The sequence below is a fragment of the Shewanella sp. SG44-2 genome (genome assembly GCF_014164215.1).
Classification (GTDB): Bacteria; Pseudomonadota; Gammaproteobacteria; order Enterobacterales; family Shewanellaceae; genus Shewanella; species Shewanella frigidimarina.
On record NZ_JACJEU010000039.1, the window covers coordinates 1 to 22,592 of the forward strand.

A 22,592-nucleotide genomic window follows, 5' to 3' on the forward strand; every position below is an offset into this window, starting at 1 on the left:
CAGCCAACGAATGCATTCATACCTTGACTACCAAAGTCCCAATGAATTTGAGCGTATGGATAAGCAGATAAAAGAAGTCGCTTAACGAACTTAACTAGGGTGACCTAATTCAGTTGACCAGGTCATTAAGCACCCAGCGTAACTCGTTTTCAATTCCCCCCAGAGTCTGATGGACGCCCACGAATTTAATAGCATGCTTGTGGATCCTTGATTAAATCTTGTAGCGTCTTGATCCCTGTTAGCCAGTGACCCTTTTAACGGTAGCACTTGAATTACGTAAGCGGTCAATTAACCCCACATACCAATAAAAATCAGGTTTTGGCATAGTGCTCCTTTACAAAGGAGACGCTATGAATCAATCGCAAAAACATGACCACTGGACTCAAATACTGACTGAGTTCAAACAAAGCCAGTTACCGATTAAACAATTTTGTACTGAGCGGTCAATCCACTATCAAACACTTTACTATTGGGTCAAAAAACTCAACAGTAAAGGGGCCAAGCAACAAGTTCAGCCAATTGTCTTTGACCAGGGAAGCACTGATGTCGTGGTGCTATTATTACCTAACGATATTCGCGCTGAACTCCCTTCGATGCTCAGTCAAACACAAATCAAACATTGGGTTGCAGCATTACAATGACTCCCACTGGTAACGTGTATTTAGTGTCGGGTGTCACCGACATGAGAAAGTCGATTGATGGATTATCATTAATCGTTGCTGATACGCTTGAGATGGACCCATTTAGCCAGGCTTGGTTTATCTTTTGTAATCGACACCGCGATAAGCTCAAAATCTTATTCTGTGATACTAATGGATTTTGGCTTTATTATCGTCGTCTCGAAAAAGGCCACTTTAAGTGGCCAGCACCAAAATGTGATGGCGCAGTTCATATCAGCAAGCAGCAATTACAGTGGCTATTATCGGGATTAACCTTAGATAATCCTAAGGCGCATCGACCCATATTTGGACTTGAAGTGTGACGGCGAATGTTGATCGCAAATTTCTACTTGAACGATCATTTTTTGCTGTCAGACTAAGGATATTAAAAACCTTTTAAGACCTGAGCCACCTTGACAGACTTACCTGATGATATGGCACAACTCAAAGCCATTTTGCTGCAACTACAGCAAGAGAATGATGCTCAAAAAGTATTACTTCAAGCTAAACAGGAGCAAGTGAGTGAGCTTCAAACTCAAGTTGAGTTGCTTATTGAACAGCTCAACTTAAGTAAATCAAAACGTTTTTCATCGCAAAGTGAAAAAGTAGCCAAAGGCACGTTTAACGAAGCTGAGCAGCAACATGCGTTGCCCAAAGTAAATAAGACCAAGGCTAAAACAGGCAGAAAACCGTTACCTGAAGCGCTTGAGCGTGAAGTTTATCAGCACGAACTCAGTGCCCCTTGTTGTGAATGTTGCCAAACACCCCTTCATGAATGCGGTAAAGAAGTCAGTGAAGCGCTAAAAATCATTCCACAGAAAGTCAGCGTTATCCGTCATGAGCGTACCAAATACACGTGTCGTCAATGTGAAAAAACACACGTCAGCAATAAAGTCATTACCGCCCCTAAGCCTGGGAGTATGCTGCCTAAAAGCATGGGCAGTGCTGAAACGTTTGCCGCTATCGTAACCGCTAAATACGTGGATGCATTACCACTGTATCGCCAGGTTGATATGTTAAATCGCTCAGGAATTGATATAAGCAGAGGCTCGCTCGCAAATTGGTGTGTACAGCTAGGTGATAAAGTCCAAGTCATTATCGATGCAATGAAGGATAAGCTCCTGAGCGAAAAACTCATTTGTGCCGATGAAACAACGGTACAAATCCTTCGAGAAGAAGACAGAAAAGCCGAAACTAAGTCGTACATGTGGGTTTACCGCAGTGGTGAATTTGCAGAAAACCCTGCGGTTATTTACGACTATCAACCGAGTCCTGCTGCCGCCTGTGTAAAGGATTTCCTAACGGGATACTCAGGCTACCTCCTGACAGATGGCTACAGTGCTTACAATACGCTTGAACAGGTCACTCAAGCTCCTTGTATGGCACATGCCAGACGTAAATTTACCGATGCTCAAAAAGCATCGCCTTCAAAAAAAGCAGGTAAACCCGAAAAAGCGCTCAGTTACATAGCCAAACTTTACGGGATAGAAAAGCAGGCAAAAAACTTAACCTCCCAAGCGCGTCAACAGCTGAGAAAGCAACAAGCCGAACCTATCCTCAATGAATTTTATTCTTGGCTGAACAGCCAACATGTTTTACCTAAAGGGCATTGGGCAAAGCCATTAGTTACACCTTAAATCAGTGGCCTAAATTACGGACCTATCTTGAAGGTGGGGATATCAGTATTGATAATAATGACACTGAGCGGGATATTAGGCCGTTTACCACAGGACGAAAAAATTGGATGTTCTCGACGTCGGTGGGTGGGGCTAAAGCCAGTGCGAATTTGTACAGCCTGGTGATGACCTGCAGTGCCAATGATTTGAATCCCTACTACTATGTCCGTCATCTATTTACGGAATTACCCAAGCGTGCACCATCAGATGAACTGTCTGATTTGCTGCCGTAGAATGTTGATTAGGTGAAGCAGAATAACCTTCACCGGTTAATTGAGCGCTTACTGAATTACAAAGTGATGTCGCTAGTAGCCAAGGCTCTTTTTCTCGCTCTGCACTTGCACGAGACTGCTTACTCTGTCTGGCTTTGTCACCCGTTGCTGTTTTATCTTTTCGCCCTTTAGCATTACGTTTAAAAATGACTAAAAGAGATTTGAAAGTAGTCTGTTTACCTAAGAGGTATACACCGAGATGGATTTTGCTTGTATTACCACGTATTTGATTTCTCTCAGATGAGGCACCTGCAGTTTATTGATGGGCTTTAACATAACTTCCATCAATAAATTCCCACTTAGTATCACTATCAGTCGATTATGTTTTGAACTGCCTGAGTAAAATACCTTTTCTTAACCACAGTAAAAAAACCATGGTATATCATATTCTATAAGCCAAAATATTCATGTAAATCTCGCCAAGGATAGCCAGCATGTAACCGATAGTGGATCCCTTCCATCGTAAATGAATACTTTTGCTTGTTATAAACTCTATCTTCAAGCAGAATAACTTTTATCTTCGACTACATCCTATCAGTGAGCATTAATCGATACATGGTAATTTCATTGTATTTTTTGCGAAGTGAATCATGCGAGATTACCTTTTCTGCACAAAATCCAAACAAAGATCAACAGCCACTAGGTATTAAATAAGTTATGATTAATCTTATCCGCCATTAAAATTGGCAATATAAAAGGTTTCAACTGTTATGAGTCATAATTGGAAAAATATATTAGTTTCGCCTGATACTAATATACAGGAAGTATTACAAGTTCTTAATAAAGAGGCTATGCAACTTGTACTTGTTGTTGATGATAATCATAAATTACTCGGTACTGTTACGGATGGTGATATACGTCGAGCATTGATTAATAGCATCGCGCTTTCAGCTCCTGTTAGTGACATTATGTTTACAACGCCAACGACTGCTACCGTGAGTACAACTAAGGCATCATTATTAGCATTAATGCAAAATAATGGTATTAACTCGATACCGATTTTAACGGATGACAAAGTGGTTGGTGTTGAGACTTTGCAACATGTCATGAAGAAGACGCAACATCAAAATCCGATTTTAATTATGGCTGGTGGCTATGGTACTCGCTTACGGCCCTTAACGGATAACTGTCCAAAACCTATGCTGTACATTGGTGATAAACCTATTTTAGAAACGGTTATTATAAGCTTCATTAACTCCGGTTTTGTTAACTTTTATATATCAACACACTTCATGCCAGAAAAAATTCAATCACATTTTGGTGATGGTAGTCAGTGGGGGGTTAACATCCATTATGTTCATGAAGATAGCCCATTAGGCACAGGTGGCGCTTTAGGATTATTACCACAAGATATGCCTGATTTACCGATTATTATGATGAATGGTGATGTATTAACGAAAGTAAACTTTGAACGTTTATTAGAGTTTCATATTGATAATGCAGCTCATGCGACCATGTGCGTGCGTAAATATGATTATCAAATTCCTTATGGTGTTATTAATAATGAAGGTAATAAAATTATCAGCATGGTAGAAAAACCGACTCAACGTTTTTTTGTTAATGCAGGTATTTATGTCGTCAGTCAAGCATTAGCTTGTTCAGTACCTGTTGATCATATAATCGATATGCCTACCTTGTTAGAACAGTATATTGCTAAACAGAAGGACGTACTGATGTTTCCAATTCATGAGTACTGGCTGGATATTGGTCGCATGGATGATTTTAATCGTGCACAAGCAGATATTCACAATTTAGGAATGAACGAATGATAAATAATCGTAAAGTGATAGCTTTGATACCTGCTAGAAGTGGGAGTAAACGCTTACCTCGTAAAAATGTATTACCTTTACAAGGTAAGCCATTAATTGCTTGGTCAATAGCGGCAGGACTAGAGTCTAACTATGTAGATCAAGTGATTGTAAGTACGGATTGCAATGAGATTGCAAACGTAGCACGCCAATATGGTGCGAAAACTCCTTTTATGCGTCCATCCGATATTTCCGATGATTCGACATCGATGGATTGTGTTATATTTCACCTATTAACTGAATTATCAGTAAATGATTCTGATATTGTTGTTATCTTGCAGCCAACATCACCATTACGTTTGGCCGTAGATATAGATGCGGCATTAGATAAACTAATTACCGTTAATTGCGATAGTGTTGTTTCATTATGTGAATGTGAGCATAGTCCATATTGGAGTAACAGCTTACCGAATGATGGTAACATGGGGACTTTTATTAAAGAAGACGTTAAAGGTAAGCGTAGCCAAGACTTACCAACTTGTTATCGCCTTAATGGTGCTGTTTATGTTTTTACAGCATCTTCTTTTATTAAAAATAAAGGCATTAAATATAATAATAATATGTTTAGTATTATTATGCCTACAATAAGGTCTGTAGATATAGACAATTATATTGATTTTAAATTGGCGGAAGCTATTTTGACCATGTAATGTTTACTTGAATTCAATATTAATTATAATCATTTAGTGTATAACTTTAATACATTTACAATTTATTTGATATTTTATTGATTTATTTATATGCAGGGTCATATGTTAACCCTTAATGTCGGGTTGCTCTGTAGATCTTTAAATATACAGATTTTAACATTTTTATTTATGAGTTTTTTTACTGTATAAAAAGTGCCTGAAAGGGCAGGGTTGATTATACTTTTTGACCGACACCAAAAATAATCTCTTCTCTGAAGTTATCACTCCAGCATTCCCTATTAAACTTCTGATTTTAATTCGTTTTTGCGAGGTGTAATTTCACTAAATTTAATGCTCAACGCCTTAGGATAGCTAAGATACTAGAACCATCTTCATCTGTAAGCGAGTTAAATAACTGGCAAAGGGAACTTGCTGACCGCAGATAAGTTGCCCAAAACAATAACAATAACAATCACGTCAAACGGTGTGTTTTCGAGCTGTTATTTACATAATAAAGAGTCACATCTCACGTGTTCGGGCTTGTTCAACACTTGGGATAAGGGCGCAGCTTCACGCAGTCTATCATTATTTGTTAGTTATTTTTTATTCTTTTTTTATAATTCATCACATCATTTATCCCTGTCGCTATCGCAGTCTGATCGGCTTTAGCGTTATAATTGCGCTTCATTTTTTGTTGCTAGGAGCAGTTGTTTGTCACATTCATATATTCCGTTTGATCTTTATAAGCGTAAGTGGATTTTTAACCATAAAGATTTGCCTGTATCAGATGATGATAAGGCCTTGATTAAACCACTGACCGATAAAAGTGCCATGGAAGTGTGGGATAAGTGGATAAGCAATAAGAGTAGTCGTGCTGAATTGTTTGAAAAAGGCGATTGGCCAATAAAGCAAGATGCTTGGGCGGCAACGGAGCATTGGCAGTCGGCATGGGATTCTAATGATAATGCGATGCCTGAAGCAATTATTGCGCATATTCAATGGCCTGATGATGCGGTGGTGTACTTTTGTTATGAAAAGTACCAAATAGTTGAAACTCGCTGGGATGTGTTTGTGCGTAATTGGAAGTGCTTTTTATTTTTTGATGATGGCCCAATACTCATCTCGCCAAAGCACAAGCAAGCCTTGATGTTTCTACAGAATGGCCAATATAAATTAGGCGTCCGCGGTTAAATTACCCGACTTGAGTTGTGGTTGTTGGTTAAACGGCTGATGTTGTAGTCGTTTGCATTGCGTTTTTTTAGAGAGTTTATATGAAAGTATTAGCTTCAATTGGATTGAGCTTATCGTTAATGATGCCGATGTTGGCACAAGCTAGCATGATTGCAGATGTTGATGTAGCAGAGCAAATGACAGTAGTAGAGCAGCCATTGATATTGAATGGCGCTGGTGTACGCAGTAAATTTTTTATGGATTTATATGTGGGTAGTTTATATCTGCCGACAAAAGCGCACACTCTGGAAGATGTGCTTGCTCAGCCGATAGCGGTGATCCAGCTAACAATTACTTCTGGGATGATCACTTCAGACAAAATGCGTGATGCCATTACTGACGGTTTTGAAGCTGCTACCGACGATGACACTCACTCAATTGCCAAAGATATTGAACATTTTACCCAATTGTTTGCAGATGAAATTGTCGAAGGTGATCAATTTACTTTTGTTACTCAAAAAGGCAAGGGCGTGAGCAGTATTAAAAATGGGATAGCTCAGGGAGATATTGCTGGAGAGGCATTTCGTCAGGCTTTACTTAAGATTTGGTTAGGTGAAGAGCCTGCACAACAAAGTTTACGCCAAGCTATGCTAGCTCAGTAAATCACCTGCTAGGTTCTAGGGCGGACTACGTCCTGCTAGGGTCGCTGCGCTTCTAGGGACAGCTTCGCAGCTAAGATTTTATAGCCTCTAGCCGCGAAGCGTCCTAGCAGCGCAGCGCTCTAGGCTGTTGCTAAGTTTTATAGCCTCTAGGCTTTATTAGGCTGAAAAGTCATTGCCTAGTGTTGAAATGGTAGAGGTTTTACCTTTGTCATTGTAGGTCAAGCTTGAGGCATTGCGGCTGGCTTGTAATGCCTGGGCAAATCGATTGAGGCTGGCGATATTGAGCTCAATCAAGCTGGCATTCTGGCTGTTGATGTCTTTGCACTCGGCGAGAATAGCTCTAGCTTGTGCGACTTGTTGTGCCAATTCAGCATCGGTAGTAAGCAGATTGTGCTGTGGGTGGTTTGCCAGTTTCTCGTCAGTAGTTTTCATATTGAATAAGCACTGGGTTTTATCTTTGGAAAGTGCCAGCAGCTTATCGGCATCTTGTTTGGATAATGCCGCTTTTTCTTCAACAATAAGCGATTTCAGCTGCACTAATGTCTGATTTTGGTTATCAAGCAGTTGGTGTAGCTCTTTGAGCTGTTCTTCGCTTGCTTGCTTATGTAATTGCTGGTTTAACTCTGTCATAAATTACTCTTAGGTTTTCTTAACTAACACTTCTCTATGATGCAAGTTTGCACCTAATTATCTGTGTGTCGTTAAAACAAATTAAAGAGTAACGTTTAACGGTTACTCTCTGTCAAACGATAAACCGCCTAGCTCTGCTTCAAAGCTGGCAATATTCGCAGCAAGTTTTTCTGGGTCAACTTTATATCGTCCCTCAGAGATTGCTTGTTTAATTTCAGCGACCTTTTTTAGGTCGACTTCTGGTAACGATGCCATTTTTGTTTGCGCGCTCTGAAGCTGTTGAGCTTGAGAGGTAATGCTAACGGAATCTGTTTTAACCGGTGCAGCTGATTTTGGGGCTGCAGCAGTTGTAGATTGCGTAGCAGACTGCGTGTTACGTGCAGTGCGCATTTGTGTATTGGTAGCAGTGTTATGCTTAATGTCAATTGCCATGTTAGGCTCCAGCGTAATTAATCAGGTTTTCCAATCAGGCTATCGGCACCCCAGGAAAAAACTTTAACGCTATTTTACATTCTTACTTCAACTTCGCCAACGCCAATTACAACAGCATCAAATTGTTTGCTAGTGTTACTGTTTTTTACTCTGATAACCTCATCGATATTGCCATCTCGCAGTGCTTCTCCAAGGGTTTTTATTTCTACATTAGTGGTTTTTGCATAGATAGAAACCGTGTCACCTTTGCAAACAAAACACAGGTTATTACTTAATACTGGAGAGTCTTTCGCTACCCGGCGTTTCACTCGTGAACCAATTAATGTCGTGGTGTCGGAAAAAAACTGACCTTTTAAGCTATATTGGTCAACATACATAACTTGTAAATGATGTTCGCCAATAATTTGGTCTGGGGACAATAGTTGGTTAGCAACCACAACAGGATATTGGATTTCGACTCGAACAGAGAGATACATTTGCCATGGATAATCATAGTCTGGGCTATTGCAGCTGAGTTTTACCATGTTATTTCGACTAATAGCTCGTTCACTGGCAAGTTCAACATTAATCGGCGGGTAACAGGCCGGTGGACTGATACGGCCCTCAAGATTTTGTGGGGTTATTTGCACTTTAGCTTTTGAGTCAGCATCAATTTTTTTGGCTACCGCCTCTTTAGCTAACTTATAAATGGTCGATAGAGAAGGTGTGATAATTTCTTCGCTAGCAAATGCTGGCAAAGAAAATGTTATTGAACACAAAAAACATAAAAAAAATACTTTCATAATGAAGATACTAGCTTGTTTTGCCAGAATGCACCTATACTTTGAAAAACGAAAAATATGCGAGTAATCTCTGCATACGCAATAAGCTAAAATAAATGGGCTAGGGGACATAAGAATAACATTATCCCTTTGTCAAAAAAGTGTCAGTTCACAGTGCGAGCTAATTTATACAAATTAAAGCAAGTTGCATGCCCACTTTTTTGATTCATTAAATTGAGATGTATTTGTTAGATTGGTGATGGTTTAAACTCAAATTGAGTGATCATCAGTAAGATATGCACTAACCGTATTATGCTAAACCAAGGTTTACTATAATTTCAGAGAACAATTTTTATCCTTTTGGGTGACAGTTAACTACAAGGCCTTGTTATGTCGAGTATTTTAGATTCAGTAAATAAACGTACCCAACTTGTCGGGCAAAACAGACTAGAGCTGCTATTGTTTAGGCTTAGCGGCCGTCAACGGTTTGGCATTAACGTGTTTAAAGTGAAAGAGGTTTTGCAATGTCCACCACTGACTACGTTGCCTAAATTAAACCGTTTTGTTAAAGGTGTTGCTCATATTCGTGGTGCAACCATTTCCGTTATCGATTTAAGTGCTGCAACGGGTGGACGTCCACTGACATCAACAGAAAATTGCTTTATTATCATTTCCGAATATAACCGTAGTATTCAAGGTTTTTTAGTGAGTTCTGTTGAACGTATTATCAACATGAACTGGGAAGCGATTATGCCTCCACCGCAAGGTTCTGGCCGTTCTTCTTATTTAACCGCGGTGACAGAGATTGAAGGTGAGTTGGTTGAGATTCTAGACGTTGAAAAAATTCTTGATGAAATTTCACCGGTTAAGACTTCTATCAGTAAAGAGCTCAATGAAGCATTAACTATTGATAGAGAGCAGCATTATCATATTATGGTTATTGATGATTCAGCAGTGGCACGTAAACAAATTATTCGTTCGTTAGAGTCATTAAATCTGCAAATCGATACCGCTAAAGATGGTAGAGAGGCGTTAGAAAAACTGAAAAGTATTGCCGCAGAAATGGATGATGTGTCAGTTGAGATCCCGTTAATCATTTCTGATATTGAAATGCCTGAAATGGATGGCTACACCTTAACGGCTGAAATTCGTAATGATCCAAAATTAAAGAATATCAAAGTAGTATTGCACACATCATTAAGTGGTGTATTTAACCAGGCGATGGTACAAAAAGTAGGGGCTAACGACTTTATTGCTAAGTTTAACCCCGATGAGTTAGCCGCTGCGGTTAACAAACATTTAAGTTTATAAACCTTTTATTATTGCAAAAGATTGCAAAATATTGGAGGTTAAACTCATAGGCTTACATATTAGGAAGATAATGTGACAGATAAATCACTTGCTGAAGCAGAGTACAATCAATTTAGACTGTTTTTAGAACAGCATAGCGGTATTGTGTTAGGTGAGAACAAACAATATTTAGTACGCAGTCGTTTAGCACCTTTGATGGGGAAGCATAATTTGCCTTCTTTGTCTGAGGTGGTTAAAAAGTCGATGAAACCGATAGAGCGGCAACTGCGCGCTGAAGTGATAGATGCGATGACCACCAATGAAACGTTATGGTTTCGAGACCGTTATCCATTTGAATTACTGCACAATACTCTACTGCCTGAATACAGCAAGCTTGGCAGACCATTAAAAATTTGGTCGGCGGCATGCTCTTCAGGGCAAGAACCTTATTCGTTGGCCATGACGGTGTTGGAATATCAACAGCGTAAACCTGGTACTTTACCAGGAGGCGCGACGATTCAGGCAACAGACTTATCACCTTCTATGTTAGATCGTTGTAAGAATGCTGAATATGATGGTTTAGCACTTGCTCGTGGTTTGTCTGAAGAACGTAAACGTCAGTTTTTTGATGCTTTGCCTTCAGGCAACATGAAAGTTAAAGATAATGTGAAGCGTTTAGTTAACTTTAGAGCCCATAATCTACTTGAAAGTTATAGCTTATTAGGTAAATACGATATTATTTTTTGCCGCAATGTGTTGATTTACTTTGCTCCTGAGGCAAAGGCTAAAATTTTGCGGCAATTTGCTGCCGCACTTAATCCTAAGGGTATTTTATTTTTGGGTGCGTCAGAATCTCTAGCAGGGTTAACCGATGAATTTAATATGGTTCGCTGTAATCCTGGGATCTATTATCAAAAGAAAACCTAGATAATATAATAGTTTAACCTATTTATCATGCCGGCATTCGTCGGCATGTTTGTTTTTGTCTTTTATTCACCCATAAATTAAATTGTTGGCATAACCTTTGCTTTATTTCTATCAGTTAGCTGATGGAGGCAATTTTATGGCGATTAATTTCGATAATGCATTAGGTGTTCACCAATATTCTTTGGGCGTTCGAGCGCAAAGAGCAGAAGTGATTTCAAGTAATATCGCCAATGCCAATACTCCTCATTATAAAGCTCAAGATGTCAATTTTGCTTCTGCTATGCAAGCTGCAAGCTCGCATCAGAAAGGCTTGAGTATGAGCCAAACTACAGAGAAACATTTTGATTTAACGGCGTTAAGTCAACAGCATGTTCAATATCGTATGCCAAATCAAGCTGATACTGGCGATGGTAATACTGTCGATACGCAAAAAGAGCAAGCTGCATTTATGCAAAATGCGCTCGAATATCAAATGTCATTAGGCTTTCTTGAGGGAAAATTTAATGGCATGCGTAAAGCATTGCGAGGTGATTAATTATGAGTTTATTTAATATTTTTAATGTTTCTGGTTCAGGTATGTCTGCGCAGTCAGTGCGTTTGAATACCACCGCCAGTAATATTGCCAATGCTGATTCTGTGTCTAGCAGTGTCGATAAAACCTATCGCGCGCGTCATCCCGTTTTTGAAGCCGAAATGCTAAAAGCCAATAGCCAACAAAATAGCTCACCTGGCGTGACCGTTAAAGGCATTGTCGAAAGTGATAAACCATTATTAAAAGAATATTCGCCAGACCATCCCATGGCGGATGGTGATGGTTTTATCTATAAACCTAATGTCAATGTGATGGAAGAAATGGCGGATATGATTTCTGCATCGCGTTCTTATCAAATGAACGTTCAGGTGGCTGATGCAACAAAGTCTATGTTGCAACAGACATTAAGGATGGGTAAATAGTATGATTATTCAAGGAGGTAACAATGAGCCTCGTTAATTCTTACAGTCAGTCTTTACCGCAACAATCCAGTAGTGCATCTAATACTAGCGCTACAACGAAAAGTTCTGTACAGACAAATACGACCAGCACGACTACGGGTAATCCTTTCCTAGACGGAATTCGTTTGCCTGAAGAAAGCGCTATCCCTGAATCAAAAGATCAGATGTTAAAGCAAGAGGATTTTTTTGCTTTACTTAGTCAGCAGTTGTCGATGCAAGATCCTTTTAAACCGGTTGATAACGATCAAATGATTGCCCAAATGGCATCGTTTTCTACAGTCGATGGTATTTCAAATCTTAATGATGAAATCCTTAACCTTAATACTGTGATGAGTTCTAGCCAGGCGTTACAAGCTTCAGGCTTGGTTGGACGAAAAGTGCTAATTCCTTCTGATACCGGCGCTATCTCTACTGAAAGCTCTGAGATAAAAGGGGTGATCAGTACGCCGTCAGCAATTGAAACGATTACGGTAAGGATTGAAGACGAGTCGGGTCAGCTTATTAAGAGCTTTAATGTTGACGGCAGTAAAGGCGGCAATGTTGATGTGACTTGGGATGGTTTAGATAAAAGTGGTAACCCAGCTAAAGCGGGTAATTATGCCATTAAGGCCAGTGGTAAAGTCGATGGAACGTCGGAAGATTTAGCCGTGTCGACTTACGCTCATGTTACTAGTGTGTCATTAGGCACTGTAGCAACAGGAGCAATTTTGAATTTGCGTGGAGTAGGTGGAATTAAGTTATCTGACGTACTCGCAGTATCTGAAACATAGTACGGCTAATAACGAACCGTTAGCTGTCATCATAAATGAATTAAATGTGAGAGGTGTAATATGTCATTTAACATCGCATTGAGTGGTATCGCTGCCGCGCAAAAAGATTTAAATACGACCGCGAATAACATCGCGAACGTCAATACTATTGGTTTTAAAGAATCTCGAGCTGAATTTGCTGACGTTTACGCCAATTCAATTTTTTCTAACAGTAAAACGGCAGTGGGTGGCGGTGCAACTACCACACAAGTTGCGCAGCAGTTTCATCAAGGTAGCTTGCAATTTACCAGTAACTCGTTGGATATGGCGATCAGTGGTGGTGGCTTCTTTGTTACCTCTTCAGAATTAGGTTCGCAAGATCAGTCATACACCCGTGCGGGGGCGTTTAAAGTTGACTCAAGTAATTATATGGTCGACTCAGCGGGTAATTTTTTACAAGGTTTCCCCGTGGATGAAGATGGTGGTTCAACCTCTGTCAGTTTAACCACAACTCAACCAATTAAGATCCCTGACACGGCGGGTAGCCCTGTGCAAACCGGTAATGTTGGTTTGCAGATGAATCTTAATGTGAGTGAGGAAGCCTTAGATCCCGCTAATTTTAATCCTGCCGATTCTGATACATTTAATAATTCCACCTCGGTGACGATTTATGATTCGTTAGGTGAGTCGCATATTATGACCACCTACTTTGTTAAGCCAACGAACGGTTCATATACTGATGAAAGTAATTGGGTGGTCTTTTATGCCGTCGATGGTGACCCTGTGGATGTTGAGCCAGATCCTGTTACTGGTGCTGCTAGTTATGACACTGATAGTGATGGGGATAAAGTTGGTGATAATACATTTACCGGTACCGCGACTGCCAATAACCCGACTGATGGCGGAGTGTGGTCAGGGGCTGTCCTAAAATTTAATTCTGTTGGTGCTTATACTGGCAGTAGCCCTGGTACTATTACCACTGAAGCACTAGGTGCTGGTGGTGCAGGTGCTTTAGGCCCCGGCGCTGATGGTACTCAAGCCCTTACGATAAAATTTAATAATCCAACTCAGTATTCTTCTCCGTTTGAAGTGACTGAATTGACTCAAGATGGTATTACCGTGGGTCGATTAACCAATGTCGGTATTGGTTCAGATGGTTTAATTACCGCCAGTTATAGTAATGGCTCAACGGTTCCGTTAGCGCGAGTGGCTTTAGTTCGTTTTGCTAACGAACAAGGGCTCACTCAAGTGGGCAATACTTCTTGGAAAGCCAGTTTAGATTCGGGCCCAGCGTTAGCCGGTGAGGCCAATAGCGGTACATTTGGTAGTATTCGTTCGTCTGCGCTTGAGCAATCAAACGTTGATTTAACCACAGAGCTGGTTGATTTAATCTCTGCTCAGCGTAACTTCCAAGCTAACTCGCGTACACTTGAAGTCAACAATACTTTGAATCAAACGATATTACAGATCCGCTAAGTTTACGTTTACCTTTACCTTATTAATTTATGTTTACGTGATAATAGGTGTTGCCGTTTACGGCAACACCTTGCCTTTATCCTTGTTATTGTTACTCCTCGCTACTCCTTGTTATTACCTCACTAGTGTTGATAGATGCTTTTTTGACACTCACGCGTTATTCGTTAATTTTATTGATTAACTGATTCATGTAGTTACCTCCTTACAACACAACTTAAATCTCATTGGCATGATACTTGCTTATTCTGTGTATATAGTGTTTTTGCAGAAAGTTTGACGGAGCAAAAAATGGACAAATTTCTTTATATTGCCATGAGTGGCGCAAAGCAGGGGATGAATGCCCTAGCAGTGAGTGCGAACAATCTTGCTAACGCCAATACTGATGGATTTAAAGCTGACATGGTCCAAGCCCGTTCAATGCAGGCATTTGGTGAAGGCTTGCCTACACGGGTATTTTCGATGATGGAAAGCCCAGGCAGTAATTTTAACGGTGGTCCGATTAAAACCACTGGTCGTGACCTTGATATTGCGGTTAAGGGTGATGGCTGGCTTGCAGTGCAAGCGGCAGATGGTTCTGAAGGATACACCCGTGCGGGCAGTTTAAAAATTGACAGTACAGGTTTGTTGTTAAATAGCAGTAACCGCCCTGTAATGGGAGCTTCGGGTCCTATTGTGTTACCCATCCCGGTTGAGAAAATAGAAATTTCCGCCAACGGTATTATTTCAGTACGTCCGCAAGGAGCAACCGCGGAAGTGATAGAAGAGGTCGCGAGGATTAAATTAGTTAATCCTGGTAACGAAAACCTCATGCGCGGTGAAGATGGGTTGTTTCGCTTAACTGCGGGTGGCAATGCACCAAACGACCCCGGCGTTCAAGTTGAAAGCGGCGCGGTTGAAGGCAGTAATGTGAACTCAGTGCATGAAATGGTCGCCATGATTGATATTCAACGTCAATACGAAATGCAAGTCAAAATGATGAAGAACGCTGAAGAAATTGATCGGGCGTCCACTTCCTTGATGAGAATTAGTTAGGAGTAATTATTATGCATCCAGCGTTATGGATAAGTAAAACCGGTGTCGATGCCCAGCAAACTAACATTGCCGTTATTTCGAATAACGTGGCCAACGCCAGCACTGTCGGATTTAAGAAAAGTCGCGCGGTATTTGAAGACTTACTGTATCAAACGGTTAATCAAGCCGGTGGCATAAGCTCAGATAATAGCAAATTACCCAATGGTTTAAACATTGGTGCGGGTACTAAAGTTGTTGCTACCCAAAAAATGTTTACCCAAGGCAACATGCTGACTACCGATAACTCATTAGATTTAATGATTGAAGGTTCGGGCTTTTTTGAAGTGCAAATGCCAGATGGTACAGCAGCCTACACGCGTAATGGCCAGTTCAGCTTAGATGATACCGGTCAGATTGTAACTCCAGGTTCAGGCTATGTGGTGCAACCGCCAATTACCATCCCGGATGATTCCACCAGTATTACGGTGTCTGCATCGGGCGAAGTATCAGTGCAAACCCCTGGTACCGCTGCAAGTCAGGTTATTGGCCAGTTAACCATGACCGATTTTATTAATCCGGCAGGTTTAGACCCGTTAGGACAAAACTTGTATACCGAAACGGGTGCAAGCGGCACACCTATTCAAGGTACAGCATCGTTAGACGGCTTAGGTTCTATTCGCCAAGGAGCACTAGAAACCTCTAACGTGAATGTAACAGAAGAGTTGGTCAACCTTATCCAAGGTCAACGTATTTACGAGATGAACTCAAAGGTTATATCGGCAGTTGATCAGATGCTGTCTTATATTAATCAGAATCTCTAAGGAGCTAACATGATTAAATACATTGCGTTAGCTTCAGTGGTGTTATTGGTTGGCTGTAGTTCTACAGCCAGAAAACCCATTGCTGATGACCCATTTTATGCGCCGGTATACCCAGATACCGTTCCGACGCAGGTGGCGCCAACGGGATCTATTTATCTTGATAGCCAAGCATCAAGCTTGTATTCCGATATTCGTGCGCATCGCGTCGGTGACATTATTACCGTCACGTTAAAAGAGTCCACACAAGCGTCGAAAAGTGCTAATAACGAAATCAAAAAAGGCTCAGATTTAAGCGTAGAGCCCGTTTATGCCGGCGGTAAAAATATTTCCATCAGTGGTGTCCCAATTGATTTAGGTTACTCCGACAGCATGAATACCAAGCGCGAGTCTGATGCCGATCAATCTAACAGTTTAGATGGCAGTATTTCAGCCAATATCATCCAAGTGCTCAGTAACGGCAACTTGGTGATCCGCGGTGAAAAATGGATTTCAATTAACAACGGTGATGAGTTTATTCGTGTCACCGGAATGATCCGCAGTGAAGACATTAATCCAGACAATACAATCGATTCGACACGAGTGGCTAACGCTCGTATTCAGTATAGCGGTACCGGTACGTTTGCTGACTCCCAAAAAGTCGGTTGGCTGAGTTCATTCTTTATGAGTGACTGGTGGCCTTTTTAAGGAGTAATGCATGAAAATCAACCTGATTGTAGCGGCTGTTGCATCAATATTAATGCTAACCGCGCCTGCACATGCCGAACGGATTAAAGACATCGCCAGTATTCAAGGGGTGCGAAGTAACCAATTAGTGGGTTATGGCTTGGTGGTGGGTTTGCCTGGTACAGGGGAAAAAACCCGTTATACCGAACAAACTTTCAGAACCATGCTCAAAAATTTCGGCATTAATTTACCAGACTCTGTTCGTCCTAATTCAAAGAACGTCGCTGTCGTTGCTGTGCATGCCGAAATGCCGGCCTTTATTAAGCCGGGTCAAAATCTTGACATTACCGTGTCCAGTTTAGGTGAAGCAAAAAGTTTACGTGGTGGCACTTTATTACAAACTTTCTTGAAAGGGGTCGATGGCAATGTGTATGCCATTGCTCAGGGAAGCTTAATTGTAAGTGGTTTTAGTGCCGAAGGGCTAGATGGCTCAATGGTGATTCAAAACACTCCAACCGTTGGCCGTATCCCAAGTGGTGCCATTGTCGAGCGCAGTGTAATTAGTCCGTTTGCTAGCGGTGATTACCTTACGTTTAATTTACGTCGCTCTGATTTTTCAACCGCCAAACGTACCGCAGATGCAATTAACGATTTACTGGGTCCGGATATGGCAAAGGCAATTGACGCCACCTCTATTCAAGTGAGCGCGCCACGCGATGCTTCACAGCGGGTGTCGTTTTTATCGGTATTAGAAAACATTGAAGTTATACCAGCAGAAGAATCAGCCAAAGTGATTGTTAACTCACGTACCGGCACCATTGTGGTTGGCCAAAACGTCAAGTTATTACCCGCAGCTGTCACTCATGGCGGATTAACCGTGACTATTGCTGAGGCCACCCAAGTGTCACAACCCAACGCATTAGCGGGTGGTGATACGGTTGTTACGACAAACAGTACGATTGATGTGTCAGAAAAAGATCGTCGTATGTTTATGTTTAATCCAGGTACCACACTTGATGAGCTTGTCAGAGCCGTGAATTTAGTGGGTGCCGCACCATCAGACGTACTTGCCATACTCGAAGCGTTAAAAATGGCAGGCGCTTTGCATGGTGAACTTATCATCATCTAATAATTGTCGGAATGACTATGGAAAAGTTGTCAGCTTCATCGAACTTTCTGGATCTAGGAGGACTAGATTCACTTCGTGTCCAAGCCCAGAAAGACGAGAAGGGGGCACTTAAAGAAGCGGCAAAGCAATTTGAAGGTATCTTTATTCAAATGCTAATGAAAAGCATGCGAGATGCTAATGCCGCGTTTAAGTCAGACAATCCAATGAACAGTGAAACCACCGCATTTTTTGAACAAATGCGCGATCAGCAAATGTCAGTCGATTTATCTAATAAAGGCATGTTGGGGCTGGCTGAGATGATGGTGCAGCAATTAGACCCAGATGATAGCCCCATTACACCAGCATCGGTATTGCGTGGTAATACAGACTACAAAGTTAACCCAAGTATGTTTGTTGCTCCAGCAACAGAGTTAGATAAAGACACTCTCGATATTATTGCGCCAAAAGATCAAATAGCAGCATCGCATTCTGTTATTGCCCATTCTGTTATAGATAGCGCCGAATCGATGCGACCAATGTCAGCCCAACTTACTAATGTGCTAGACGGTGAACAGTTAAATAGTGTATTGCGCGGTGAGCAATTAGCCAGTCAAGCGGTACAAATAGGCAAAGTATTGCCGCAAGCTGATGTTACTTTGCCAAAAAGCAAAGGCATAGCAGTGAGTCAATTTACCAGCCCAGAACATTTTATCTCAGTGTTGTATCCCCACGCTGAAAAAGCGGCTAAATCGTTAGGAACCTCAGCTGAGGTATTAATTGCCCAGTCGGCGTTAGAAACCGGTTGGGGCCAAAAAGTGGTACGCCGTAACGACGGCACTATGAGCCATAACCTGTTTAATATTAAAGCAGACAAGCGTTGGCAAGGTGATAAAACCTCAGTCAATACATTGGAGTTTGAAAAGGGCATCGCGGTGCAACAAAAAGCGGATTTCAGAATGTATGACAACCTTGAACAGAGCTTTAATGACTTTGTGTCATTTATTAGCCAAGGCGATCGTTATCAGGATGCACGTAAAGTTGCCGCTGAACCAACTCAATTTATTAAAGCGTTACAAAAAGCTGGCTACGCCACAGACCCTCAATATGCCAATAAAGTCATCAATGTGATGAAATCGGTTAAAGAAGGCCTTAAATCTATATTACCTGTGGAGACTAAATAATGTCGATTGACTTACTCAATATCGCTCGCACAGGCGTTCAAGCATCTCAAGCACAGTTAGGTGTGACCAGTAATAACATCGCCAATGCCAATACTGAAGGTTACAACCGTCAAGTTGCTACTCAGTCATCATTAGAATCACAACGCTTGGGCAATAGTTTTTATGGCACCGGTACTTATGTGTCGGATGTTAAACGTGTTTATAACGAATTTGCCGCACGTGAATTACGCATCGGCCAAACCAGCATGAGTGCGGCTGAAACGTCTTACAATAAGTTAAGTGAGTTAGATGAGATTTATTCTCAAATTGGCAAAATGGTGCCAGAAAATCTAAATAACTTTTTTGCTAGCATTAATAGTGTGGCCGATTTACCGACAGATCTTGGTATTCGTACAAACAGCTTAAGTTCTGCGCAGCAGTTGGCCATTGGCTTAAATCAAATGCAATCACAACTAGATGGCCAGGTGAAACAAACCAATAGCCAAATAGAATCCATTACCACTCGAATAAATGAAATCAGTAAAGAGCTAGGCAACATCAATTTAGAGTTGATGAAATCTCAAGACCAAGACAGCCAAGTACTAGACAAGCAAGACGCCCTCATTTTAGAACTCAGCCAGTATGCGCAGGTTAATGTTATTCCGTTAGATACTGGTGCAAAGTCAATTATGCTGGGCGGCTCAGTAATGTTGGTGTCAGGTGAAGTGTCGATGTCGATGGGCATCAGTACTGGCGACCCTTACCCAAATGAACCACGCATTAATGCTTCTATTGGCGATAAAACTCTTAATGTTGATCCGTCTAAGCTGGGTGGTCAACTTGGCGCATTATTTTCATTTAGGGACGATACCTTATTACCTGCCAGTACTGAACTAGGCCAATTAGCGTTAGGCATAGCAGACACCTTTAATGAAATGCAGTCTAAAGGTTTTGATTTAAACGGTGACGTTGGTAGCGATATTTTTAGTGATATTAACGACCCATTAATGTCATCTGGTCGTGTAGGAAGTAATTCTACTAATAGCGGTACGGCAGCCATGTCGGTCAATATTGACGATGTTGGCGCATTGTCAGGAAGCACCTACCAACTGAGTTTTACCACAGCGAATGGTTATCAATTAACAGATAATCAAACCGGAAAAGTATCAAACTTAACATTATCGGGTACTCAATTAACAAGTAGTGCAGGTTTTAGCATTAATGTTGCCGGCGGCCCAATAGCGGATGGTGATAAGTTTGAAATTCGTCCAACGGCTGGTGCTGCTGCAGGTTTAAAAGTAGTGATGACCGACCCTAAAGGCATTGCCGCTGCTGGGCCTCAAATTACGCCAAATACAACCAACTCTGGTGAGTTAGCGGTAAAAGTGAATGCCATTAATCGTGCCGATGCTAACTTCCCGGTTACAGGAAGTGAACTTTCGGTTCGAGTTAATACCAATACCGCTACAAAAACTTTTGAAGTTTTTAATGCCGCTGGCACGAGCGTTGGTGGCCCAACCGCATTTACTCCACCACAAATTAATACGGGTTTTGGTTTTAGTTTCGAAATTGACGATCAATCCACTGCTGGTGTTATCGATACATTTACGTTTGATTTAGCATTTGCCGAAGGCGACAACAGTAATGCCGTTGAAATGGCTAAGCTGTCGGACACCAAATTAATGAATAACGGCACTGGCACCTTAACCAGTGTATTTGAAAATACTAAATTGGATATTGGTAGCCAAACTAAGTCTGCTGAAGTGCGTGTGGGCTCGGCGACGGCAATATATCAACAAGCTAGTACTCGGGTGCAAAGTGAATCTGGTGTAAACCTTGATGAAGAAGCTGCAAATCTATTGCGCTTTCAACAATCCTATCAAGCAGCTGCCAGAATTATGACTACAGCGCAAACCATTTTCGATACTTTATTCAGCTCGGTTCGCTAGGAGATACATCATGAGAATTTCTACCGGACAGATGTTTCAGCAAAACACCAATAGCATATTAAATAAGCAATCTGCCACCAACACCATCATGGCGCAAATTGATAGTGGCAAAAAGGTTAATACTGCGGGTGACGACCCAGTTGCGGCTATTGGTATTGATAATCTAAAGCAGAAAAATACATTAGTTGCACAATATGAAAAGAATATTGATTACGCCACAAACCGTTTAGCCATTAGTGAAAGCAAAATTGGTAGTGCTGAGACATTAATTTCATCAATGCGTGAGCAATTATTAAGAGGCGCTAACGGCAGTCTTAGTTCAGTTGAGCGGCAAATGATTGCCGATGAAATGAGATCGAGTCTAGAAGAGCTAATGTCTATTGCCAATAGCAAGGATGAATCTGGCAATTATATGTTTGCGGGTAATAAAACGAATTCTCAACCCTTTGCTTTCGATACTAATGGTGAAATTGTTTACAGCGGTGATTCTGGCGTTAGAAAAAGTGTTGTAGCTTCAGGTATTGCAATGGCGACAAATATTCCTGGTGATTCAGCCTTTATGAATGCCGCTAATCCTTTAGGTGATTATGGCGTCAATTATTTGTCTCCACAACAAGGTGACTTTACCGTTGCTAGTGCCAAAATAACAGGTTCTACACCTCATACACCTGATACATATACATTTAAATTTGTTGCAAATGGTACTGCTGTTGATCTTGAAGTATCAAGTTCGGCTAACACAGCAGTCAAAACAGTTGTTAACTTTGATCCTACTAATGCGGTTTCTTTTAATGGCATAGACGTTAAATTAAGCGGGACTCCGACAGCAGGTGACTCATTTACTATCGAGCCTATTGAAACGATTAGTATTTTTGATTCATTTAGCAAAGCACTTGCCTTATTGAAAACGCCGGAAGGCACAAATACCCCTCAAGGAAAGTCGCAGTTGGCACAACTATTGAATGATATTGATAGTGGTCAAAATCAAGTCAGTACAGCAAGAGGGATCGCGGGTAACAATTTGAAAGGTTTAGAGAGCATTTCGACAAACCATTTGGAAGAAAAAATTATCAATAGCAGTACGCTATCTATTCTCGAAGATTTAGATTATGCCGAAGCTATTACAGAATTTGAAAAGCAACAACTTGCACTTAATGCGGTATCGAGTGTGTTTAGTAAAGTGGGTTCGCTGTCATTGTTTGATTACATCTAACAATAAGCAATCTCGTTAAATTGTAAAATTTAGCCAAGCTCCACAGTCTTGGCAACAAAACTAGGAATGAGGAATTACTTATGGCTATTACAGTAAATACCAACGTGACATCAATGAAAGCACAAAAGAACTTAAATACATCAAGTCAAGCATTATCGACGTCGATGGAACGTTTATCGAGTGGTTTACGCATTAACAGTGCTAAAGATGATGCTGCCGGTTTAGCTATTTCAAATCGTTTGAATTCTCAAGTACGTGGTTTAGACGTTGGTATGCGCAATGCGAATGATGCGATTTCAATTGCACAAATTGCAGAAGGTGCAATGCAAGAGCAAACTAACATTCTGCAACGTATGCGCGACCTAACTGTGCAAGCGACTAACGGTGCAAATTCAACCAGTGATATTACAGCTCTTCAAAATGAAATGGACTCGCTTGCAACTGAAATAACGGCAATTGCAAATACGACCGCTTTTGGTGATACTAAGTTGACCTCTGGTGGTTATACAGATAAAGTTTTCCAAGTAGGTCAC

At 41.1% G+C, this 22,592-nt stretch carries 22 protein-coding genes and 4 pseudogenes; 21 read left to right on the top strand and 5 right to left on the bottom strand.

The window, feature by feature from the left end; genetic code table 11:
- Nucleotides 1–350 precede the first annotated feature (350 nt).
- The 3 genes and pseudogenes from tnpA (at nt 351) to tnpC (ending at nt 2,568) form a co-directional block, all read left to right on the top strand.
- Nucleotides 351–641, top strand: coding sequence for an IS66 family insertion sequence element accessory protein TnpA (gene tnpA / locus H5181_RS18890; RefSeq protein WP_182751776.1), 291 nt, complete (start codon nt 351–353; stop codon nt 639–641).
- Nucleotides 638–982: an IS66 family insertion sequence element accessory protein TnpB gene (gene tnpB, locus H5181_RS18895; RefSeq protein ID WP_182751777.1), complete on the top strand. Its 345-nt coding sequence runs from the start codon at nt 638–640 to the stop codon at nt 980–982. Before tnpA ends, tnpB begins: the two co-directional genes overlap by 4 nt.
- A 90-nt stretch (nt 983–1,072) precedes the next feature.
- A pseudogene (tnpC, locus tag H5181_RS18900) lies at nt 1,073–2,568 on the top strand (IS66 family transposase).
- Nucleotides 2,569–2,620: 52 nt separating this feature from the next.
- On the opposite strand, the pseudogene H5181_RS18905 reads toward tnpC, so the two are convergent.
- Nucleotides 2,621–2,809, bottom strand: a pseudogene (locus H5181_RS18905) (IS4 family transposase); the annotation flags it as partial.
- A gap of 508 nt (nt 2,810–3,317) precedes the next feature.
- Between H5181_RS18905 and H5181_RS18910 the strand changes: the two are divergent.
- Nucleotides 3,318–4,376 (top strand): nucleotidyltransferase family protein, encoded by a 1,059-nt coding sequence (locus H5181_RS18910; protein ID WP_182751778.1) that lies wholly within the window; start codon nt 3,318–3,320, stop codon nt 4,374–4,376.
- Nucleotides 4,373–5,065 (top strand): cytidylyltransferase domain-containing protein, encoded by a 693-nt coding sequence (locus tag H5181_RS18915; RefSeq protein WP_182751779.1) that lies wholly within the window; start codon nt 4,373–4,375, stop codon nt 5,063–5,065. The genes H5181_RS18910 and H5181_RS18915 overlap by 4 nt, the downstream gene beginning before the upstream one ends.
- Nucleotides 5,066–5,279: 214 nt before the next feature.
- Here H5181_RS18915 and H5181_RS18920 read toward each other — a convergent pair.
- Nucleotides 5,280–5,441, bottom strand: a pseudogene (locus H5181_RS18920) (ISAs1 family transposase); the annotation flags it as partial.
- A gap of 314 nt (nt 5,442–5,755) precedes the next feature.
- On the opposite strand from H5181_RS18920, the gene H5181_RS18925 reads away from it, so the two are divergent.
- Both H5181_RS18925 and H5181_RS18930 read left to right on the top strand, forming a co-directional pair.
- Entirely contained in the window at nt 5,756–6,235 is a 480-nt protein-coding gene (locus H5181_RS18925; protein WP_011636628.1) for a DUF2947 domain-containing protein, read from the top strand.
- Nucleotides 6,236–6,315: 80 nt separating this feature from the next.
- Entirely contained in the window at nt 6,316–6,876 is a 561-nt protein-coding gene (locus H5181_RS18930; RefSeq protein ID WP_182751780.1) for a chalcone isomerase family protein, read from the top strand.
- A 156-nt stretch (nt 6,877–7,032) separates the two neighbouring features.
- Here H5181_RS18930 and H5181_RS18935 read toward each other — a convergent pair whose 3' ends face one another.
- The 3 genes from H5181_RS18935 to flgA all read right to left on the bottom strand — a co-directional run bounded on the left by H5181_RS18935 (nt 7,033) and on the right by flgA (nt 8,720).
- Entirely contained in the window at nt 7,033–7,506 is a 474-nt protein-coding gene (locus tag H5181_RS18935; protein ID WP_182751781.1) for a flagella synthesis protein FlgN, read from the bottom strand.
- Between the two features lie 102 nt (nt 7,507–7,608).
- On the bottom strand, nt 7,609–7,938 hold the full coding sequence (gene flgM, locus H5181_RS18940) for a flagellar biosynthesis anti-sigma factor FlgM (protein WP_182751782.1): 330 nt from the start codon (nt 7,936–7,938) through the stop codon (nt 7,609–7,611).
- A gap of 74 nt (nt 7,939–8,012) precedes the next feature.
- Entirely contained in the window at nt 8,013–8,720 is a 708-nt protein-coding gene (gene flgA, locus H5181_RS18945; RefSeq protein WP_182751783.1) for a flagellar basal body P-ring formation chaperone FlgA, read from the bottom strand.
- A 369-nt stretch (nt 8,721–9,089) separates the two neighbouring features.
- Here flgA and H5181_RS18950 point away from each other — a divergent pair, with 369 nt between their 5' ends.
- The 14 genes and pseudogenes from H5181_RS18950 to H5181_RS20620 form a co-directional block, all read left to right on the top strand.
- Nucleotides 9,090–10,010 carry a chemotaxis protein CheV gene (locus tag H5181_RS18950; RefSeq protein ID WP_011636633.1) on the top strand — a complete coding sequence of 307 codons (921 nt, stop codon included), beginning with the start codon at nt 9,090–9,092 and terminating at the stop codon, nt 10,008–10,010.
- A 72-nt stretch (nt 10,011–10,082) separates the two neighbouring features.
- Nucleotides 10,083–10,916, top strand: a complete 834-nt coding sequence (locus H5181_RS18955; protein WP_011636634.1) for a protein-glutamate O-methyltransferase CheR — start codon at nt 10,083–10,085, stop codon at nt 10,914–10,916.
- Between the two features lie 136 nt (nt 10,917–11,052).
- Nucleotides 11,053–11,451, top strand: coding sequence for a flagellar basal body rod protein FlgB (gene flgB, locus H5181_RS18960; RefSeq protein ID WP_011636635.1), 399 nt, complete (start codon nt 11,053–11,055; stop codon nt 11,449–11,451).
- A 2-nt stretch (nt 11,452–11,453) separates the two neighbouring features.
- Entirely contained in the window at nt 11,454–11,870 is a 417-nt protein-coding gene (gene flgC, locus H5181_RS18965; RefSeq protein ID WP_011636636.1) for a flagellar basal body rod protein FlgC, read from the top strand.
- Between the two features lie 23 nt (nt 11,871–11,893).
- Entirely contained in the window at nt 11,894–12,679 is a 786-nt protein-coding gene (gene flgD / locus H5181_RS18970) for a flagellar hook assembly protein FlgD (protein WP_011636637.1), read from the top strand.
- 60 nt (nt 12,680–12,739) lie between these two features.
- Nucleotides 12,740–14,134 carry a flagellar hook protein FlgE gene (gene flgE, locus H5181_RS18975; RefSeq protein WP_182751784.1) on the top strand — a complete coding sequence of 465 codons (1,395 nt, stop codon included), beginning with the start codon at nt 12,740–12,742 and terminating at the stop codon, nt 14,132–14,134.
- 288 nt (nt 14,135–14,422) lie between these two features.
- Nucleotides 14,423–15,166: a flagellar basal-body rod protein FlgF gene (flgF, locus tag H5181_RS18980; RefSeq protein WP_101085429.1), complete on the top strand. Its 744-nt coding sequence runs from the start codon at nt 14,423–14,425 to the stop codon at nt 15,164–15,166.
- Between the two features lie 11 nt (nt 15,167–15,177).
- Nucleotides 15,178–15,966, top strand: coding sequence for a flagellar basal-body rod protein FlgG (flgG, locus tag H5181_RS18985; RefSeq protein WP_011636640.1), 789 nt, complete (start codon nt 15,178–15,180; stop codon nt 15,964–15,966).
- Nucleotides 15,967–15,975: 9 nt separating this feature from the next.
- Nucleotides 15,976–16,650, top strand: coding sequence for a flagellar basal body L-ring protein FlgH (flgH, locus tag H5181_RS18990; RefSeq protein ID WP_182751785.1), 675 nt, complete (start codon nt 15,976–15,978; stop codon nt 16,648–16,650).
- A gap of 10 nt (nt 16,651–16,660) precedes the next feature.
- Nucleotides 16,661–17,758 carry a flagellar basal body P-ring protein FlgI gene (locus H5181_RS18995; RefSeq protein WP_123883922.1) on the top strand — a complete coding sequence of 366 codons (1,098 nt, stop codon included), beginning with the start codon at nt 16,661–16,663 and terminating at the stop codon, nt 17,756–17,758.
- Nucleotides 17,759–17,775: 17 nt separating this feature from the next.
- The gene (gene flgJ, locus H5181_RS19000) at nt 17,776–18,918 is read left to right on the top strand and encodes a flagellar assembly peptidoglycan hydrolase FlgJ (RefSeq protein ID WP_182751786.1); all 1,143 of its coding nucleotides are present in this window, start codon (nt 17,776–17,778) and stop codon (nt 18,916–18,918) included.
- On the top strand, nt 18,918–20,846 hold the full coding sequence (flgK, locus tag H5181_RS19005; RefSeq protein WP_182751787.1) for a flagellar hook-associated protein FlgK: 1,929 nt from the start codon (nt 18,918–18,920) through the stop codon (nt 20,844–20,846). The genes flgJ and flgK overlap by 1 nt, the downstream gene beginning before the upstream one ends.
- Before the next feature lie 10 nt (nt 20,847–20,856).
- Nucleotides 20,857–22,059 (top strand): flagellar hook-associated protein FlgL, encoded by a 1,203-nt coding sequence (gene flgL / locus H5181_RS19010; RefSeq protein ID WP_182751788.1) that lies wholly within the window; start codon nt 20,857–20,859, stop codon nt 22,057–22,059.
- An 80-nt stretch (nt 22,060–22,139) separates the two neighbouring features.
- Nucleotides 22,140–22,592, top strand: a pseudogene (locus H5181_RS20620) (flagellin FliC); the annotation flags it as partial.

Excerpts from the sequence above, each read along its gene's own strand:
- tnpA (WP_182751776.1), top strand. The coding sequence starts at position 351 with ATGAATCAATCGCAAAAACATGACCACTGGACTCAAATACTGACTGAG.
- tnpB (WP_182751777.1), top strand. The coding sequence starts at position 638 with ATGACTCCCACTGGTAACGTGTATTTAGTGTCGGGTGTCACCGACATG.
- H5181_RS18910 (WP_182751778.1), top strand. The coding sequence starts at position 3,318 with ATGAGTCATAATTGGAAAAATATATTAGTTTCGCCTGATACTAATATA.
- H5181_RS18915 (WP_182751779.1), top strand. The coding sequence starts at position 4,373 with ATGATAAATAATCGTAAAGTGATAGCTTTGATACCTGCTAGAAGTGGG.
- H5181_RS18930 (WP_182751780.1), top strand. The coding sequence starts at position 6,316 with ATGAAAGTATTAGCTTCAATTGGATTGAGCTTATCGTTAATGATGCCG.
- H5181_RS18935 (WP_182751781.1), bottom strand. The coding sequence starts at position 7,506 with ATGACAGAGTTAAACCAGCAATTACATAAGCAAGCAAGCGAAGAACAG.
- flgM (WP_182751782.1), bottom strand. The coding sequence starts at position 7,938 with ATGGCAATTGACATTAAGCATAACACTGCTACCAATACACAAATGCGC.
- flgA (WP_182751783.1), bottom strand. The coding sequence starts at position 8,720 with ATGAAAGTATTTTTTTTATGTTTTTTGTGTTCAATAACATTTTCTTTG.
- H5181_RS18950 (WP_011636633.1), top strand. The coding sequence starts at position 9,090 with ATGTCGAGTATTTTAGATTCAGTAAATAAACGTACCCAACTTGTCGGG.
- flgB (WP_011636635.1), top strand. The coding sequence starts at position 11,053 with ATGGCGATTAATTTCGATAATGCATTAGGTGTTCACCAATATTCTTTG.
- flgC (WP_011636636.1), top strand. The coding sequence starts at position 11,454 with ATGAGTTTATTTAATATTTTTAATGTTTCTGGTTCAGGTATGTCTGCG.
- flgD (WP_011636637.1), top strand. The coding sequence starts at position 11,894 with ATGAGCCTCGTTAATTCTTACAGTCAGTCTTTACCGCAACAATCCAGT.
- flgE (WP_182751784.1), top strand. The coding sequence starts at position 12,740 with ATGTCATTTAACATCGCATTGAGTGGTATCGCTGCCGCGCAAAAAGAT.
- flgF (WP_101085429.1), top strand. The coding sequence starts at position 14,423 with ATGGACAAATTTCTTTATATTGCCATGAGTGGCGCAAAGCAGGGGATG.
- flgG (WP_011636640.1), top strand. The coding sequence starts at position 15,178 with ATGCATCCAGCGTTATGGATAAGTAAAACCGGTGTCGATGCCCAGCAA.
- flgH (WP_182751785.1), top strand. The coding sequence starts at position 15,976 with ATGATTAAATACATTGCGTTAGCTTCAGTGGTGTTATTGGTTGGCTGT.
- H5181_RS18995 (WP_123883922.1), top strand. The coding sequence starts at position 16,661 with ATGAAAATCAACCTGATTGTAGCGGCTGTTGCATCAATATTAATGCTA.
- flgJ (WP_182751786.1), top strand. The coding sequence starts at position 17,776 with ATGGAAAAGTTGTCAGCTTCATCGAACTTTCTGGATCTAGGAGGACTA.
- flgK (WP_182751787.1), top strand. The coding sequence starts at position 18,918 with ATGTCGATTGACTTACTCAATATCGCTCGCACAGGCGTTCAAGCATCT.
- flgL (WP_182751788.1), top strand. The coding sequence starts at position 20,857 with ATGAGAATTTCTACCGGACAGATGTTTCAGCAAAACACCAATAGCATA.